This window comes from Flavobacterium pectinovorum (assembly GCF_022802975.1).
Lineage (GTDB): Bacteria > Bacteroidota > Bacteroidia > Flavobacteriales > Flavobacteriaceae > Flavobacterium > Flavobacterium pectinovorum_B.
Genome location: NZ_JAFEVZ010000009.1, coordinates 136909 through 153409 on the forward strand (window position 1 = coordinate 136909; position 16501 = coordinate 153409).

General features: G+C 33.9%; 10 protein-coding genes and 1 pseudogene. 5 read left to right on the forward strand and 6 right to left on the reverse strand.

Going from position 1 to position 16501, the window contains the following annotated elements:
• Positions 1-295 precede the first annotated feature (295 nt).
• The 3 genes from gyrB (at position 296) to secDF (ending at position 6510) form a co-directional block, all read left to right on the forward strand.
• A complete protein-coding gene (gene gyrB, locus FLV_RS14095) occupies positions 296-2236 on the forward strand; it encodes a DNA topoisomerase (ATP-hydrolyzing) subunit B (RefSeq protein WP_243234722.1) in 1941 nt (646 codons plus the stop codon).
• A gap of 138 nt (positions 2237-2374) precedes the next feature.
• Complete coding sequence (gene mdh, locus FLV_RS14100) at positions 2375-3310, forward strand: malate dehydrogenase (protein ID WP_243234726.1); 936 nt, start codon at positions 2375-2377, stop codon at positions 3308-3310.
• A gap of 227 nt (positions 3311-3537) precedes the next feature.
• Positions 3538-6510 (forward strand): protein translocase subunit SecDF, encoded by a 2973-nt coding sequence (gene secDF / locus FLV_RS14105; protein WP_243234727.1) that lies wholly within the window; start codon positions 3538-3540, stop codon positions 6508-6510.
• Positions 6511-6931: 421 nt separating this feature from the next.
• Here the strand turns inward: secDF and lgt are convergent, their stop codons facing one another.
• The 6 genes and pseudogenes from lgt to FLV_RS14135 form a co-directional block, all read right to left on the reverse strand.
• Positions 6932-7894 (reverse strand): prolipoprotein diacylglyceryl transferase, encoded by a 963-nt coding sequence (gene lgt / locus FLV_RS14110; protein ID WP_243234733.1) that lies wholly within the window; start codon positions 7892-7894, stop codon positions 6932-6934.
• Between the two features lie 66 nt (positions 7895-7960).
• Positions 7961-8200, reverse strand: coding sequence for a membrane protein insertion efficiency factor YidD (gene yidD, locus FLV_RS14115; protein ID WP_056186540.1), 240 nt, complete (start codon positions 8198-8200; stop codon positions 7961-7963).
• Positions 8201-8222: 22 nt separating this feature from the next.
• Positions 8223-9701 (reverse strand): cysteine--tRNA ligase, encoded by a 1479-nt coding sequence (cysS, locus tag FLV_RS14120; protein WP_243234738.1) that lies wholly within the window; start codon positions 9699-9701, stop codon positions 8223-8225.
• A gap of 135 nt (positions 9702-9836) precedes the next feature.
• Positions 9837-10120, reverse strand: a pseudogene (locus tag FLV_RS14125) (four helix bundle protein).
• 95 nt (positions 10121-10215) lie between these two features.
• Positions 10216-10887 carry a GTP cyclohydrolase I FolE gene (gene folE, locus FLV_RS14130; RefSeq protein WP_243234745.1) on the reverse strand — a complete coding sequence of 224 codons (672 nt, stop codon included), beginning with the start codon at positions 10885-10887 and terminating at the stop codon, positions 10216-10218.
• Between the two features lie 201 nt (positions 10888-11088).
• Positions 11089-12285, reverse strand: a complete 1197-nt coding sequence (locus FLV_RS14135; RefSeq protein WP_243234746.1) for a pyridoxal phosphate-dependent aminotransferase — start codon at positions 12283-12285, stop codon at positions 11089-11091.
• Between the two features lie 123 nt (positions 12286-12408).
• Between FLV_RS14135 and FLV_RS14140 the strand changes: the two genes are divergently transcribed.
• Positions 12409-13728 (forward strand): PDZ domain-containing protein, encoded by a 1320-nt coding sequence (locus FLV_RS14140; protein ID WP_243234747.1) that lies wholly within the window; start codon positions 12409-12411, stop codon positions 13726-13728.
• Between the two features lie 145 nt (positions 13729-13873).
• Positions 13874-16501, forward strand: coding sequence for a gliding motility-associated C-terminal domain-containing protein (locus FLV_RS14145; protein WP_243234749.1), 2628 nt, complete (start codon positions 13874-13876; stop codon positions 16499-16501).

Genomic DNA, 16501 nt, shown 5'->3' on the forward strand with positions numbered 1-16501 from the left:
GGACTAAATATGTAAAAGCTGAAATACATTCAAGTGTAGTTTCAGTTTTTTTTTTGTAATGATTTTTTAGTTATTGAAGTTTAGGGAAATATGATTTTTTATGTTATTCCTATTTTTGGAATTTGGAATTTATGAGTTTGGAATTTAAAGATAGGTTTAGGATTGATTTTTTTATGATTTTTGATAATTGTGTTAATAACTTAGGTGCTTTAAATGGTATTTTAAGAGGTATATAAATTGCGTTTTTATATATTTGCGTGTTAAGACAATAATTACATTTTTTAGAATAAATTATATGAGCGAAGAAATCAAGAAGAACAATTATTCAGCAGATAGTATTCAGGCATTAGAAGGAATGGAGCACGTAAGAATGCGTCCGTCGATGTATATTGGAGATGTGGGTGTTCGAGGGCTGCATCATTTGGTTTATGAAGTTGTGGATAACTCTATTGATGAGGCGATGGGAGGGCATTGTGATACTATTGGTGTCGCAATAAACGAAGATGGTTCTGTAACTGTTGAAGATAACGGTCGTGGTATTCCGGTTGATTTACATAAAAAAGAAGGAGTTTCTGCACTTGAGGTTGTAATGACTAAAATTGGTGCCGGAGGTAAATTTGATAAAGATTCTTATAAAGTTTCGGGAGGTCTTCACGGAGTTGGGGTTTCTGTTGTAAATGCACTTTCTGTTCACATGAAATCTACTGTTTTTAGAGATGGAAAAATCTACGAGCAGGAATACGAAAGAGGAAAATCACTATATCCGGTAAAACAAATCGGGGAAACAGATAAAAGAGGTACACGTCAGACTTTCTTTCCGGATGATACAATCTTTACTCAGACTACAGAGTTCTCTTATGATACGTTGTCAGCTCGTATGCGTGAACTTTCTTTCTTAAATAAAGGTATTACAATTACGTTTACAGATAAAAGAGAGGTTGATGAAAAAGGGGAGTTTAAAAGTGAAGTTTTCCATTCTCAGGAAGGGCTTAAAGAATATATTCGTTATTTAGACGGTAACCGTGAGCCTATTATTTCTCATGTAATCAGTATGGATCACGAAAAAGGTGAAATTCCGGTCGAGGTTGCTTTGATTTATAATACAAGTTATACGGAGAACATTTTCTCTTATGTAAATAATATTAATACACACGAAGGAGGAACGCATTTACAAGGTTTTAGAAGTGGTTTGACAAGAACACTTAAAAAATATGCCGATGCTTCCGGAATGTTGGATAAATTGAAATTCGAAATCTCAGGAGATGACTTCCGTGAAGGATTAACTGCGATTATTTCGGTAAAAGTTGCTGAACCTCAATTCGAAGGACAAACCAAAACAAAACTTGGAAACAGAGAAGTAGTTTCTCCGGTTTCTCAGGCTGTTGGGGAGATGCTGGAGAATTATTTGGAAGAAAATCCAAATGATGCCCGAATCATTATTCAAAAGGTTATTTTGGCTGCTCAGGCACGTCACGCTGCTAAAAAAGCACGTGAAATGGTACAGCGTAAAACCGTTATGGGTGGTGGAGGATTACCGGGAAAACTGTCAGATTGTTCTGAACAGGATCCTGCAAGATGTGAGGTTTATCTTGTCGAGGGAGATTCGGCTGGTGGAACGGCAAAGCAAGGACGTGACCGTGCTTTTCAGGCAATTTTGCCATTACGAGGTAAGATTCTGAATGTTGAAAAAGCAATGCATCATAAAGTATTCGAAAATGAAGAGATTCGTAATATTTTTACGGCTTTAGGTGTTACTGTTGGAACTGAAGAAGATAGTAAAGCATTGAATCTTTCTAAGTTACGTTATCATAAAGTAATTATCATGTGTGATGCCGATGTCGATGGTAGTCACATTTCTACCTTAATATTAACGTTTTTCTTCCGTTTCATGAAAGAATTGATTGAAGAAGGTCACGTTTACATCGCAGCTCCACCTTTATATTTAGTTAAAAAAGGAAATAAAAAGGAATATGCATGGAATGACGTTCAACGTGATCAGGCGAATGAAAGAATGGGAGGCAGTGCGGCGATTCAGCGTTATAAAGGTCTTGGAGAGATGAATGCTGAGCAATTATGGGAAACCACAATGGATCCAAATTTTAGAACTTTGCGTCAGGTAAATATTGATAGTTTAGCTGAAGCTGATCAAGTTTTCTCCATGTTAATGGGTGATGAAGTACCACCTCGTAGAGAGTTTATCGAGAAAAATGCTGTTTACGCAAACATTGATGCATAAATGCCCGAATGATTTTTTTAAGACTTGTGAAGAGTCTCAATTAAAATTTCTAAAAAGAAAAACATTTGACCAGTTAAGTGTTTAGCAATTTTGTAAATTGAACCTAAAAATTAATTAATAACCAATAAAGTATAAAATATGAAAGTTACCATTGTAGGAGCAGGAAATGTTGGAGCCACTTGTGCGGATGTTATTTCTTATAGAGGAATAGCCAGCGAAGTAGTATTGTTGGATATTAAAGAAGGTTTTGCCGAAGGGAAAGCGTTGGATATTATGCAATGTGCTACAAACACGGGTTTTAATACTCATGTGTCAGGTGTTACAAATGATTATTCCAAAACCGCAGGAAGTGATGTTGTTGTGATTACTTCAGGTATCCCAAGAAAACCCGGAATGACTCGTGAAGAGTTAATAGGTATTAATGCAGGAATTGTAAAAAAGGTTGCTGAAAATGTGTTGAAATATTCGCCTAATACGATTATTGTTATGGTTTCTAATCCAATGGATACTATGACTTATCTGGCATTAAAGTCTACAGGTTTGCCAAAAAACAGAATTATTGGGATGGGGGGAGCGTTAGACAGTTCCCGATTCAGGACTTATCTTTCTTTGGCTTTAGATAAACCGGCAAATGATATTTCTGCAATGGTAATTGGTGGTCACGGTGATACAACCATGATTCCGTTAACCCGTTTGGCATCTTATAATGGAATACCGGTTACTGAATTTCTTTCAGAAGAAGTGTTGAAAAAAGTAGCTGCTGATACAATGGTTGGAGGTGCTACACTTACAGGACTGTTAGGAACATCAGCATGGTATGCTCCGGGAGCTTCAGTAGCATTTTTGGTTGACAGTATTTTGAATGATCAAAAGAAAATGATTGCCTGTTCAGTCTTTATTGAAGGAGAGTATGGGCAAAGCGATATATGTATTGGGGTGCCGTGTATAATTGGTAAAAACGGTGTTGAGCAAATTTTAGAAATTCATTTAAATGAAGAAGAGAAGGCTTTGTTTGCTAAAAGTGCAGATGCAGTTAGGAGTATGAATGACGCTCTAAAATCGATTTTAACATAAAGATTTTCGAAAAAAAAGAAAAAGGCTGCACTTTTGCAGTCTTTTTTTTGAGATTAATTAATAAATAAATTGTTTAATCTTTTCGAGAATTATATATTTGCTCGGTTTAAAAAAAATGTTGTAATTCGTGATCACGATTTTTTAGTTTTAAAAACTCATGTCAGGGCTTATTTTATGGGAATTTAAAGCAAAAACAAACAATAAAACATAATTAATTTTTAGTAATAATGCAGAATAAAGGACTTATTAAATTTTTCGCAATTCTATTTGCATTGGTAAGTATTTACCAACTTTCTTTCACCTTTGTGGCAAATAATGTCAAAGAAGGAGCTAAAGCTTTTGCAGGAGATAATCCTGATAAAGAGCTAAAATATTTAGATTCTATTGGTAAAGAAAAAGTATTGAATCTTGGTTTTACAGATTTTACTTATAATGAAGTAAAAAACAAACAATTAAATAAGGGTCTTGACTTAGAAGGAGGAATCAACGTTATTCTTCAAATTTCTATTAAAGATGTTTTGAAAGGTTTGGCTAACAATTCTAAAAACCCGGTATTTAATAAATCATTAGCTGATGCAAGTGCGAATTTAGAAGGAAATAAAACCTATTTAAATAAGTTTTTTGAAGCTTTTGAAGCAAATTCAAAAGGAAGTGTAAAATTGGCTTCACCTGATATTTTTGCAAACAGAAGTTTACAGGGAGATGGTGGTATTGATTTTCAAATGTCAGATGCTCAGGCTCAAAAAGTAATTAAAAGAAAAGTTGATGAGTCTGTAGAAAGTGCTTTTAAAGTATTAAGAGAGCGTATCGATAAATTTGGTGTTACTCAGCCAAATGTTCAAAAATTAGGAGAAACAGGAAGAATCTTAGTAGAACTTCCGGGTGCTAAAGATGTTGACAGAATTAAAAAATTATTAGGAGGAAAAGCTCAATTAGAGTTTTGGGAAACTTTTAAAATTGAAGAAATCGGAAACTTTTTAGTTGCTACTAATGAAGCTTTAAAAAAGACTGAAGTTAAAATAACAGAAACTAAAACTGTTGTTAAAGATTCATTGAATGCATTATTAACTGATACAGCTAAAGATTCAGCTGATACTAAGAAAGGAAATAATCCATTATTTGATAAAATGCTTGGTCAGGGTGGTGGACCTGTTTTGGGTTACTTTGCGCCAAAAGATACCGCAGTAGTTAACGAGTACTTTAAAAGACCTGAAATCAGAATTTTATTGGCTGCAGACCAGCACAATGCAAAATTTGTATGGAGCAAGCCAACTACTACAAAAGATGCTAAAGGAAAAGATATTGAAGCTGTAGAATTATACGCTTTAAAAGGAAACAGAGATAATGCTCCTGCTATGAGTGGTGGTGTTGTTACAGATGCAAAAGATACTTTCGACCAATTAGGAAAACCGGCTGTTTCTATGCAAATGAACAGTCAGGGAGCTAAAATCTGGGAAGAACTAACAGGAAGAGCTTTTTCTCAAAAAAGTTATATCGCTATTGTTTTGGATAATGTAGTTTATTCTGCACCAGGAGTTACAAGCGGACCAATTGCAGGAGGAAGATCTGAAATTACAGGTTCTTTTGATGTGGCTGAAACTAAAGATTTAGCTAACGTTTTAAATGCAGGTAAATTACCGGCTTCTGCAGACATTATTCAGTCAACTGTTGTAGGGCCATCTTTAGGTCAGGCAGCTATTGATGCTGGTACAGTTTCATCTGTATTAGGATTTTTATTAGTTTGTTTATGGATGGTGTTCTATTATGGTAAGGCAGGTTGGTATGCAAACCTTGCATTATTATTAAACTTACTTTTCCTTTTCGGAATTATGGCAAGTTTTGGTTTTGTATTGACATTACCAGGTATTGCAGGTATCGTATTGACATTGGGTACAGCGGTAGATGCGAACATTATTATATTTGAAAGAGCAAAAGAAGAATTGCGTGAAGGTAAATCATTATCTGAAGCAGTTGCTGCTTCTTACGGATGGCATGGTGCAATGCGTTCTATTATTGATGCAAACGTAACTCACGTTTTAACCGGAGCGATCTTATTTATCTTTGGAACAGGTCCAATCAAAGGTTTTGCTTTAACATTACTTATTGGTATTGTAACTTCATTGTTTACATCTATCTTTATTGCCAGAATTTTCATTGACAGAAACATTGCCGGAAAAGGAGATTTAACTTTCTCTACAAATATCACTAAAAACTGGTTTACTAATTTCCACTACGACTTTATTAAAGTGAAAAAATTCACTTATATTTTCTCTTCTATTGTAACAGTTGTGAGTTTGGTTTCTATATTCTTCGTTAACGGATTAGATGAAGGTGTTGATTTTGTTGGAGGTAGAACGTTTCAGGTTAAATTTGAAAAACCTGTAGATGCTACAGTTGTTGCTGATGAATTATCTGCGGCTTTCGCAACTCCTGTTGAGGCTAAAATTTTAGGTGATGATGATCAGTTGAAAATCACTACTAAATATAAAATTAAAGAAGATGGTATAGCTGTCGATGAAGAAGTAAATCAAAAGTTATATAAAGCATTAGCGAAATATTTCCCTAATGTTACTTATGAAAAATTTACAAACACTTATGATGGTAAAAGAATAGGAGTTTTACAGGCATCAAAAGTAGGAGCTTCGATCTCTGAGGATATCAAAACTAACTCATATTGGGCAGTTCTTGGAGCAATGGCAGTTATCTTCTTATATTTGATGGTATCTTTCCGTAAATGGCAGTATTCATTAGGTGCGATTGCAGCTGTTGCTCATGACGTAATCTTTGTATTAGGAATTTATTCTTTATGTTATAAATTCATGCCTTTCCACATGGAAATGGATCAGCACTTTATCGCTGCGATTCTTACGGTTATTGGTTACTCTATGAACGATACTGTAATTGTATTCGACAGAGTTAGAGAATTTATTATAGGAAACCGTAAAGGAAATTTTGAAGATATCGTAAATGCTTCTATTAATACTACTTTATCCAGAACCTTGAATACTTCATTAATGATGATTATTGTATTGTTAACAATGTTTATTTTTGGTGGAGAATCAATTAGAGGATTTATCTTTGCAATGTTAATTGGTATTGTTGTAGGTACTTATTCGTCATTATTTATCGCTACACCCGTTTTGGTTGATACGATTTCTTCTGATGAGAAACATATAATTGAAGACAAACATAATAACTAATTTTAGTTTGACATATTAAAAGATCCAGTGAAAGCTGGATCTTTTTTTTTGCGATAAATTGAAGTTTTTTTGTTTTGGTATTGACCTGAATCGGTTATTCAAAAAAACACCTTGTATTGATACCTACAAAGCTGAACTCGATTATTATTTTTTGGAGCAGAAAGATTAGGGTTTTTATGCTTTCTTCTGAAAAATAGATTTTTAATTTAGCCCTGATTGGAGCGGTATCCTTTTTCTGGTTCCTTTAACCAGAAAAAGATATAGCGGACAGCAGGACTGAAAGTTTCTTATGAAAAGAATACTTCTGCTTCTAAAAGGGACTGTAGACAGAATTAAAATGAAGTTTAAAATTAAAGTATAGAGTAAAAAAATACCCAATACTTTTGAGTATTGAGTATTTTATATATTGATTAAACCTGATTTATGAAGTAGCTAAAGGATTTCGTTGTGCTCTAATAATAAAGAAAAGTCCGATTATAATAAATGGAATACTTAGCCATTGTCCTGTTGAGAAGTAACCTAATTCATTTTCAAAACCACCCTGGCTTTCTTTGACGAATTCTACAATGAAACGTACAACAAATAAAAGCACTAAAAATAATCCGAATAAATAGCCTGATTTTAGTCTTGCATTTGTTTTCCAATATAAGAAAAACAAGATGGCAAATACAAAAATGTAACAAAATGCTTCGTATAACTGTGTAGGGTGTTTTGCTGGAACCTGAGCTAATAAATCAGCAAACTTAGGGTCTGTTGCAATGGCAGTGTAAGCTTCTTTTGGGTTACCGATTTTAGTTGCATTAACGGCTTCGTTTTTGCTGAACTGGTCATGTAAAAAACGAATACCAAATGCAGAAGTTGTTTCGTTACCGATGATTTCAGAATTCATAAAGTTTCCAATACGAACAAAAATTGCCCCACTTGCCACCGGAATAACGATTCGATCTAAAATCCATAAAACTGAACGATGTAATATTTTTTTATTATAAAGATACATGGCAATAATAATTGCAATTGCGGCACCATGACTGGCTAAGCCTTGAAAGCCTGTAAATTCCCAACCATTGATGAATCCGAAGAGTGTTGATCCTTCATTTTCTCTAATTGGTAAAAACATTTCTAAAGGATGGTTTCTGAAGTAATTGTCTTCATCGTAAAAAAGAACTTGTCCTAAACGCGCACCAAACAAAGTTGCTAAAACAGTCCATACAAATAAAGAATCTAGCTTGTCGATTGATTCGTTTTCACGTTCGAAAATTTTTTTCATTAAGAACCAGCCCAAACCAAAGGCTATTACGAACATTAAACTATAGTAGCGAATCATAAAAAATCCTAAATCGATTCCCTCAGAAGGATTCCAAACGATGTTTAAAGCTTGTGTCATGTAGTATTGTGTTTTTAGATAGTTGTAAAAATAAATATTTAAAACAGAGTATGTCTTTATTAAAAGTTAATGTTTGTGCGAACATTTTTTTTCCGGAACAGGATCGTAACCAGTTCTCCCCCAGGGATGACAGCTTAAAATACGTTTCATTCCTAAGTATCCTCCATAAAATAATCCGTGTTTTTGCAGGGCTTCAATCATGTAGCTCGAACATGTAGGTTCAAACCGGCATGATGCTGGTGTAAAAGGCGAAATGGCATTTTGATAAAAACGTACTAATAAAACAAACGGAGTTATAACTTTCATGATTTATTAGAAAATAAATTGATTATATCGAAAAGCTGGTACCTTCTTTTCCGTCTTTCAATTGAATGCCTAAAGCAATCAGCTGATCCCGAATCTGGTCAGAAAGAGCAAAGTTTTTATCAGCTCTGGCTTGATTTCTCATTCCGATAAGCATGTTGATTACACCTTCTAATTTATCATTATTAGTGTCTGCAGCTTTATCATCACTCAAGCCTAAAACATTAAAAACAAAAGCATTTACAGCGGTTGTGAATATTTTTAGATCTTCTGTACTGATCGTTTCTTTTCCTTCTTTTAATAAATTGATGTATCGAACGGCTTCAAATAATTGTGCGATTAGAATAGGTGTGTTAAAATCGTCGTTCATGGCATCATAGGACAACTGTTTCCATGATGCTACATCAATTGAGCTTGTTGTACTTGTTGAAATGCTTGCTAAGGCATCAACGGCTTCCATCAGTCTTTTGTATCCTTTTTCTGCGGCCACAATAGCATCGTCAGAAAAATCTAAAATACTGCGGTAATGCGCCTGCAACATGAAAAAACGAGTTACAGATGCAGAAAACGGTTTGCTTAAAACGGTATTGTCTCCACTTAAAATTTCTCCCGGTAAGATATTATTTCCGGTTGATTTTGCCATTTTTTTTCCATTAAGCGTAAGCATGTTAGCGTGCATCCAGTAATTTACCGGAGATTGTCCGGTGCAGGCTTCGTTTTGGGCAATTTCGCATTCGTGGTGTGGGAATTTTAAATCCATTCCGCCACCGTGAATGTCAAAGTGGTTTCCAAGATATTTAGTACTCATGGCAGTACATTCAAGGTGCCAACCCGGGAAACCATCGCTCCAGGGAGAAGGCCATCTCATGATATGTTCCGGTTCTGCTTTTTTCCACAGTGCAAAATCCTGAGGGTTTCTTTTGTCAGACTGCCCATCAAGATCACGGGTGTTAGCAAGCATATCTTCGATATTTCTGCCACTTAAAACTCCGTAATTGTTGGTTTCGTTATATTTGACAACATCAAAATAAACTGATCCGTTGGCAATATAACCAATTCCGGTATCGATGATTTTTTTGATGATTTCAATTTGTTCAATAATATGCCCGGTTGCAGTTGGTTCAATACTTGGCGGTAAAAAGTTGAAAGCTTTTAAGATGTCATGAAAATCAACAGTATAGCGCTGAACGACTTCCATTGGTTCTAATTGCTCTAAACGAGCTTTTTTGGCAATTTTGTCTTCGCCTTCATCAACATCATCTACAATATGGCCAACATCAGTAATATTACGAACATAGCGAACTTTGTAATCCAGATGTAAAAAGTACCTGAAAATGACGTCAAAAGACATAAATGTCCTTACGTTTCCTAAATGCACATTACTATAAACCGTTGGTCCGCAAACATACATTCCAACATTTCCTTCATGGATTGGTTTGAAATTTTCTTTTTCACCCGAAAGTGAGTTGTATATTTTTAAGGGTTGTGATGTATATAATGGCATAGTCTTAATGTTTAATCGTTTAATCGTTAATTTGTTTAATTGTGATTATCGGATTTGTTCTTGTGAAAGATAATATTTTTTTAGATTGTTTATTTGATTACAAATTTTTTCAAGTTTTTCGCGACATTGAATGTATTATTGTTCTGAAATGTAGTTTAAATCTTTTGAAAGAATTAAATGGTTTAATGTTTCCATTGCTGAAGAATATGAAATTGTTAAAAATGTGCCTTGTCTTTATTTGTGTTTCTTGATGTTCCCTCAGCAATATTCGTAGCAATCGAAGAAGAACTTCTCTTTATCTGAGAGGTTATTCCAAATAATTCGTGAGAAGGAAATGCAATTGTCAATCTATAAATTTCTAAAATAAAAACTCGAGAATTTTGCCAGACTTCTAATTTTTCAAAAGAAAAGAGATACATGTTTTTTGTTTAATTTTTGATTTGTTTGATTGTTTAATCGAAAAATTAGGCTTCTGATGAAGCGATTAAACAAATTAACGATTAAACGATTAAACTTAAAATTGCGTATCCAATTTAATGTAATCCAGAAATTCTCTTTTCGTTTGCGGATCTTTGAATTTTCCGCCAAATTCAGATGTTACAGTACTGCTTTCGATGTCTTTAATTCCTCTTGAGTTAACGCAAAGGTGTTTGGCATCAATAACACAGGCAACATCTTCAGTTCCTAAGGCTTTTTGTAATTCCTGAACAATCTGCATAGTTAAACGCTCCTGAACCTGAGGTCTTTTTGCATAATATTCTACGATACGGTTCATTTTTGATAAGCCAATAACTCTTCCGCTTGAAATATAAGCAACGTGAGCGCGGCCGATAATTGGCAGTAAATGGTGTTCGCAGGTTGAATAAACAGTAATGTTTTTTTCGACTAACATTTCACCATATTTGTAATTATTGTCAAAAGTAGAGGCTTTTGGCTGTTTTGCAGGATTCAAACCTCCAAAAATTTCTTTTACAAACATTTTTGCTACCCGGTTTGGAGTACCTTTTATGCTGTCATCCGTCAAATCCATTCCAAGTGTCTGAAGAATGTTTTCAACATCTTTTTTTATTTTTTCTATTTTTTCTTCGTCACTTAAGTCAAATGCATCTTTTCTTAAAGGGTTTTGTGCATTGGTGCTAAAATGATTGTCTCCTATTTCGTCTAAAAAATCCTCGTTATTTATCATTAAAAACTACTATTAGTATGGGTATATTCTTTTAAGGCGGTAAAGATAATTAATAAATAGGAAACCTTTTCTATCGTTTTTACTATTTAATTGCTCCTTTTTGGATATAATTTAAATTAAAACCAAATGTATGTTTGTTATAAAGACAAAAGACAATAACCCAATAAGTTATTGTCTTTTATAAGTCTGTAATAGCTATTACTATTTTTTATTATAAATGATAAGCGCTTCTTTTAATATGTTAACAGCAGTAATCAAATCTTCTTTGTTTAATACATAAGCGATTCGAACCTGATTTAATCCCATTCCCGGAGTTGAATAAAAACCGGCAGCAGGTGCAACCATTACAGTTTGCCCGTTTAAATCGTAACTTTCTAAAAGCCATTGGGCAAAATCTTCAGAATTTTCTATTGGCAATTGTGCAATGCAATAAAAAGCTCCTTTAGGTTTGGTTACGATTACGCCATCAATTTTGTTTAGTTCGTTGATTAAAGTGTCACGACGACTTTTATATTCTGAAATTACTTCATCAAAATAACTTTGAGGGGTATCGATAGCAGCTTCGCAGGCAATTTGTTCGATTGTTGGCGGACTTAAACGTGCCTGTGCAAATTTCATTACCGTTGCTAAAACCTGTTTGTTTTTTGTTACTAAACACCCAATTCTGGCACCACACATACTGTAACGTTTGGAAACCGAATCAACCATGATGACATTTTGCTGTACATCATCTAAATTCATTACTGAAAAATGTTCGTCGTCTCCGTCGTATAAAAACTCACGATATACTTCATCGGCAATTAGATACAAATCATGCTTTTTTATTAAGCCTGCCAATTGTTTAATTTCTGATTCAGAATATAAATAACCGGTTGGATTTCCGGGATTGCAAATCAGAATGGCTTTTGTTTTAGGTGTAATTAATTTTTCAACCTCGTCAATATTTGGTAAAGCAAATGCAGTTTCGATTGTAGAAACAAGCGGTACTACAGTTGCACTTGTTGATGATGCAAATGCGTGGTAATTAGCATAAAAAGGCTCCGGAATAATGATTTCATCTCCGGGATCTGTAATTGTGGCCAGTGCAAAAAGTAAGGCTTCAGAGCCACCAGTGGTTACAATGATGTCTTCTGAGTTAACGTTTACATTTTGGCGCTGGTAAAAATGAGCTAATTTTTTTCTATAGCTTTCATATCCGGCAGACGGACTGTATTCTATAAGTGTTAAATCAATATTTTTTACCGCCTCGATGGCCACCTCGGGTGTCTTGATATCCGGTTGACCAATGTTTAAGTGATACACCTTGTGTCCTTTTTTCTTTGCTAAATCTGCAAAAGGAGCCAGCTTGCGTATCGGAGATTCAGGCATGTTTTTGCCTTTGTGTGAAATTGTTGGCATGAGTATAAATTATTGAAGTGCAAATTTGCATTTTTTTTTCGAATTTAACGTAAACAATAGAAGGAGTTGTGAAAATGTAACAATAATCAATTTTTTTAGTAATTTTATAATAAAAAATTATCAATGAAAAAATATATCATATTGTTTTTTGGGCTTTTGATATCTTTTACACTCCATGCTCAGGATGATTTTTTAATTGAAAAGAATAAAAAGAAAGTTGTAATTCCCTTTAAGCTAATTAATAATTTAGTTTTTATCCCAATAAAAGTTAACGGGGTTGAGCTGAATTTTTTATTAGATTCAGGTGTTGATGAAACGATTTTATTCAGTATGGAGGATAAAAAAGAGGTTAGTTTTAAAAATGTTCAAAAAATTAAACTCCGTGGATTAGGAAGCGAAGAGGAAATAGAAGGTTTAAAATCAACCAACAATATTCTGGAAACACATGGTTTAAAATCGATAAATCATTTGGTTTATATTATTTTAGATCAGAGTTTCAATTTATCCTCGCATATCGGAATTCCGGTTAACGGAATAATTGGATACAAGTTTTTTAAAAATAATGTTGTAGAAATTAATTATCAAAAGAAAAGAATTTTTGTACATCAAAATAATGAATTAGTTAGAAAAAAAATAGATAAAAAATTTACAATACTGCCTATTACCATTGAAAGGTCTAAACCTTATGTTATGGCTACAGCCTTAGTTGAAGATGAAAATATTCCGGCAAAATTACTTGTGGATATTGGTAACAGTGATTCATTTTGGGTTTTTGAAAATGACAAAATAAAATTGCCCAAAAAGAATTTTCCTGATTTTTTAGGAAAAGGCTTTAGCGGAGATATCGAAGGGCACAGGGCTAAAGTTTCTAAATTTTCGCTTGCCGATTTTGAATTTAAAAATCCGATTGTTTCCTTTCCTGATTCAATTTCCATAAAAAATGTAAAAATGGTTGCTAACAGGGTTGGTTCAGTTGGAGGTGAAGTTTTAAAAAGATTTACAATCGTTATGGATTACGCTGATAAAAAAATGTATCTGAAAAAAAACAACAAATTCAATGAACCTTTTAGTTATAATAAAAGTGGAATTACAATTCAGCATAATGGTTTGCAATGGGTGCAGGAAACGGTTCACTTAGAAACTGTTCGGGTCATTACTTCAATTGATGATAGTAATGAAGGAAGAAGGGATGATTTTAGATATAAATTTCAATTAAAACCTATTTATGAAATTGTAAATGTCCGTAAAAAATCAGCAGCTGAAAAATGTGGACTGCAAAAAGGAGATGTAATTATTAGCATAAATAATAATAAACCTTACAAATATACTTTACAGCAAATTAATAATCTTTTAAAATCTGAAGAAGAACTTTGGATTAATTTAGAGGTTGAACGTAATAACGTATTGTTAAAATTCCGTTTTCGATTAGAGGATGAATTGTAGCTTTTTTTGTGGTTTATTTTTTTTTAAACTTTGATAATTAGGTAGTTAATCAGATGTTTTTTTAGCTAAAATATTTAAATAAGAATATTTTTTGTAGTTTTATTCAATAATTTGAGTATTTTTAACAAAAAATTAATGATAATTTATGGTTAAAAAATACTTCTCTTTAATTGCTTTTAGCTTCTATCTATTTATTTTTCTGTTACTTCCCAATAAAAATTTTGCACAATGTGCAGGTAATGACAATGTAAACGAATTTATTTGTGATATTGCTGATCCTGTAAATCAAGCGATATCGTTATTTGCTTTGTTAGGAGGAAGTCCCGTACCCGGAGGAACTTGGTCGGATGATTATGGCGGCCGTGGACTCGATAAAGTAAACGGAATTTTAAACGGTCATGCAATTCCAAAAGGAGGAACCTATTCTTATACTTATACCGCTCCGGCTTCGGCAGGCTGTACAGACAATACAGCTACCGTAACCATTACAATTGGTGCATATGCGGGTGTTCCTGGTCAATTTGCAATTACCTGCAACCGACAAGGAACCTATAATCTTTTCAGCATGTTTGATGCAAATGTAATGGCGCCACATAGAAACGGTGTATGGACAAACAATGAAGGAGCAGTTGTAGATTCAAATGCTCCTATTTCAACATTAGACGGAATATATGATTATACATATACCGTTCCTGCAGTAACAGATTGTTCTCCGATACCACCAGCGCCTACAAAAGTTACTTTAAGAGTGTACAAATCACCAAATGAAGGAATTCCTACTGATAAATTATTATGTAATACTGAACTTGCTGGCTACACCAATTTTGACCTGAATGATTTACTTGCCGGAGAAGATACTGATGGATCGTGGAATGATCCAAGACTAACATCGCCTACCGATCATTATATAAATCTTCAGAAATTATATGAGACTTATGGCGAATCGACACATAATTTTACTTATACGGTTTTATCTAAAAATACAGTCTGTACTGACAGGTCAGCAACAGTATCGATTACATTTGAGAATAAACTTGATTTTACAGGAGCAAAGCTTGATATAGTATCTGATATTTGTGAATCTGATATTTCCACAGCAACTTATACAGCAATACTAAAACAAGGCGCGCAGCCAATTACCAACGGTTCATACAAAGTTACCTATATAGTATCAGGTCCAAATGGAGGAACACAAACTGTGACGGCAAATTTTGTAAATGGTGAAATGAGTTTTTCTGTACCACGTACTTTTTTTAGACAGGTTGGGAGTTTTACCATAACCGTTACAGATATTGTGGCAACAAGCAGCAAAGGAGCGTGTGTTAATATTGTTAATAATTTATCAGATGTTTTGCATGTTTATAAAACACCAGTTTTAACCGGGTCCGTACTGACATTGGCAACAACCTGTCAGAATAAAAGTTCTCAGGCTTTAATTTCAAATGCTTCAGGATTAGAAAACGGAGCTTATACGATTTTGTATAATGTTTCAGGATCAAATACAGCAACAGCTCAAACAGCAACAGTAAATGTTGCAAATGGAAGTGGAAGTTTTACGATTCCTTCAAATTTAAATTCAAATAGTGGTAATTCAATTATTACGATTACTAACATTACCAATGCAGCGACTCCATATTGTACTAATACTGCTAATTTAAACGGAAATTTGATTATAAATAAATTACCGGATGCAACAAACTTAAAAATTGAAGTTTCAGACAACTGTTTTAATAAAACTTTTTCAGCTTCTGTTACCGGTTTAGGAACACTGACGAATGTTACCATTTCATATTTGTTATCTGGTAGTAATTCAGCAGTACAGTCAGAAATTTTGACCGTTACGGATGGAAAAGCTAATTTTACTATTCCGGCTATTTTACTTCCAAATACTGGTTCTACGACTATTTCTATTACCAATCTGGTAAACAATGATACAACTTGTGATGTCAATCTGACAACAGTTTCTGATACTTTTGCGGTAAACCCAATTCCAACAGCTCCTGTTGCAGTCAATCAGCCTTTTTGTAAAGCTGATGGAGCTACGATTGCAAATTTAGTCCCAAATGGAACTTCGTATAAATGGTACAATTCATCAGCCCTTACCACACCTTTAGCTAATAATTATATTTTAAAATCAGAAGATTATTGGGTAACCGAAACATCTGCTGCTGGGTGTACATCTGCAGCTACAAAGATTACAGTTACGGTAAGTAATTTGCCGGCACCTGTTTTAGATTCAGATGGTCAAAATTTTTGTGGACTGGATAATCCTACTATTTTAGATTTGTCTAATAATACCAATGCATCAGCAACAGTAGTTTGGTACGATGCTTTGACTAATGGAAACTTACTGTCATCCACAACGCCACTTAACGATAATGCAATTTATTATGGGTTCGATTTTTTAACAGCTGCAAACTGTATTTCTGAGGATCATCTGGAAGTAAAGGTTTCCTTAAGCCATTGTGATGATTCTGAGTACGAAACATTTTTTGTTCCTGATGGATTTTCACCAAACGGAGATAATGTAAATGATACTTTTACGATTCTTAAAATTGATTTCTTATATCCAAATTATACCCTCGAAATTTACAATCGATACGGAAATGTCTTGTTTAAAGGAAATAAAAACAAACCTGACTGGGACGGGAAAACTTCTGAAGGAGCAGGCTTTGGTGACGGAATAGCGCCAAATGGAGTCTATTTTTATGTTATCCATTTTAATAAAGATAATAAACCGCCTCAGCAAGGCCGTCTTTACCTAAATAGATAA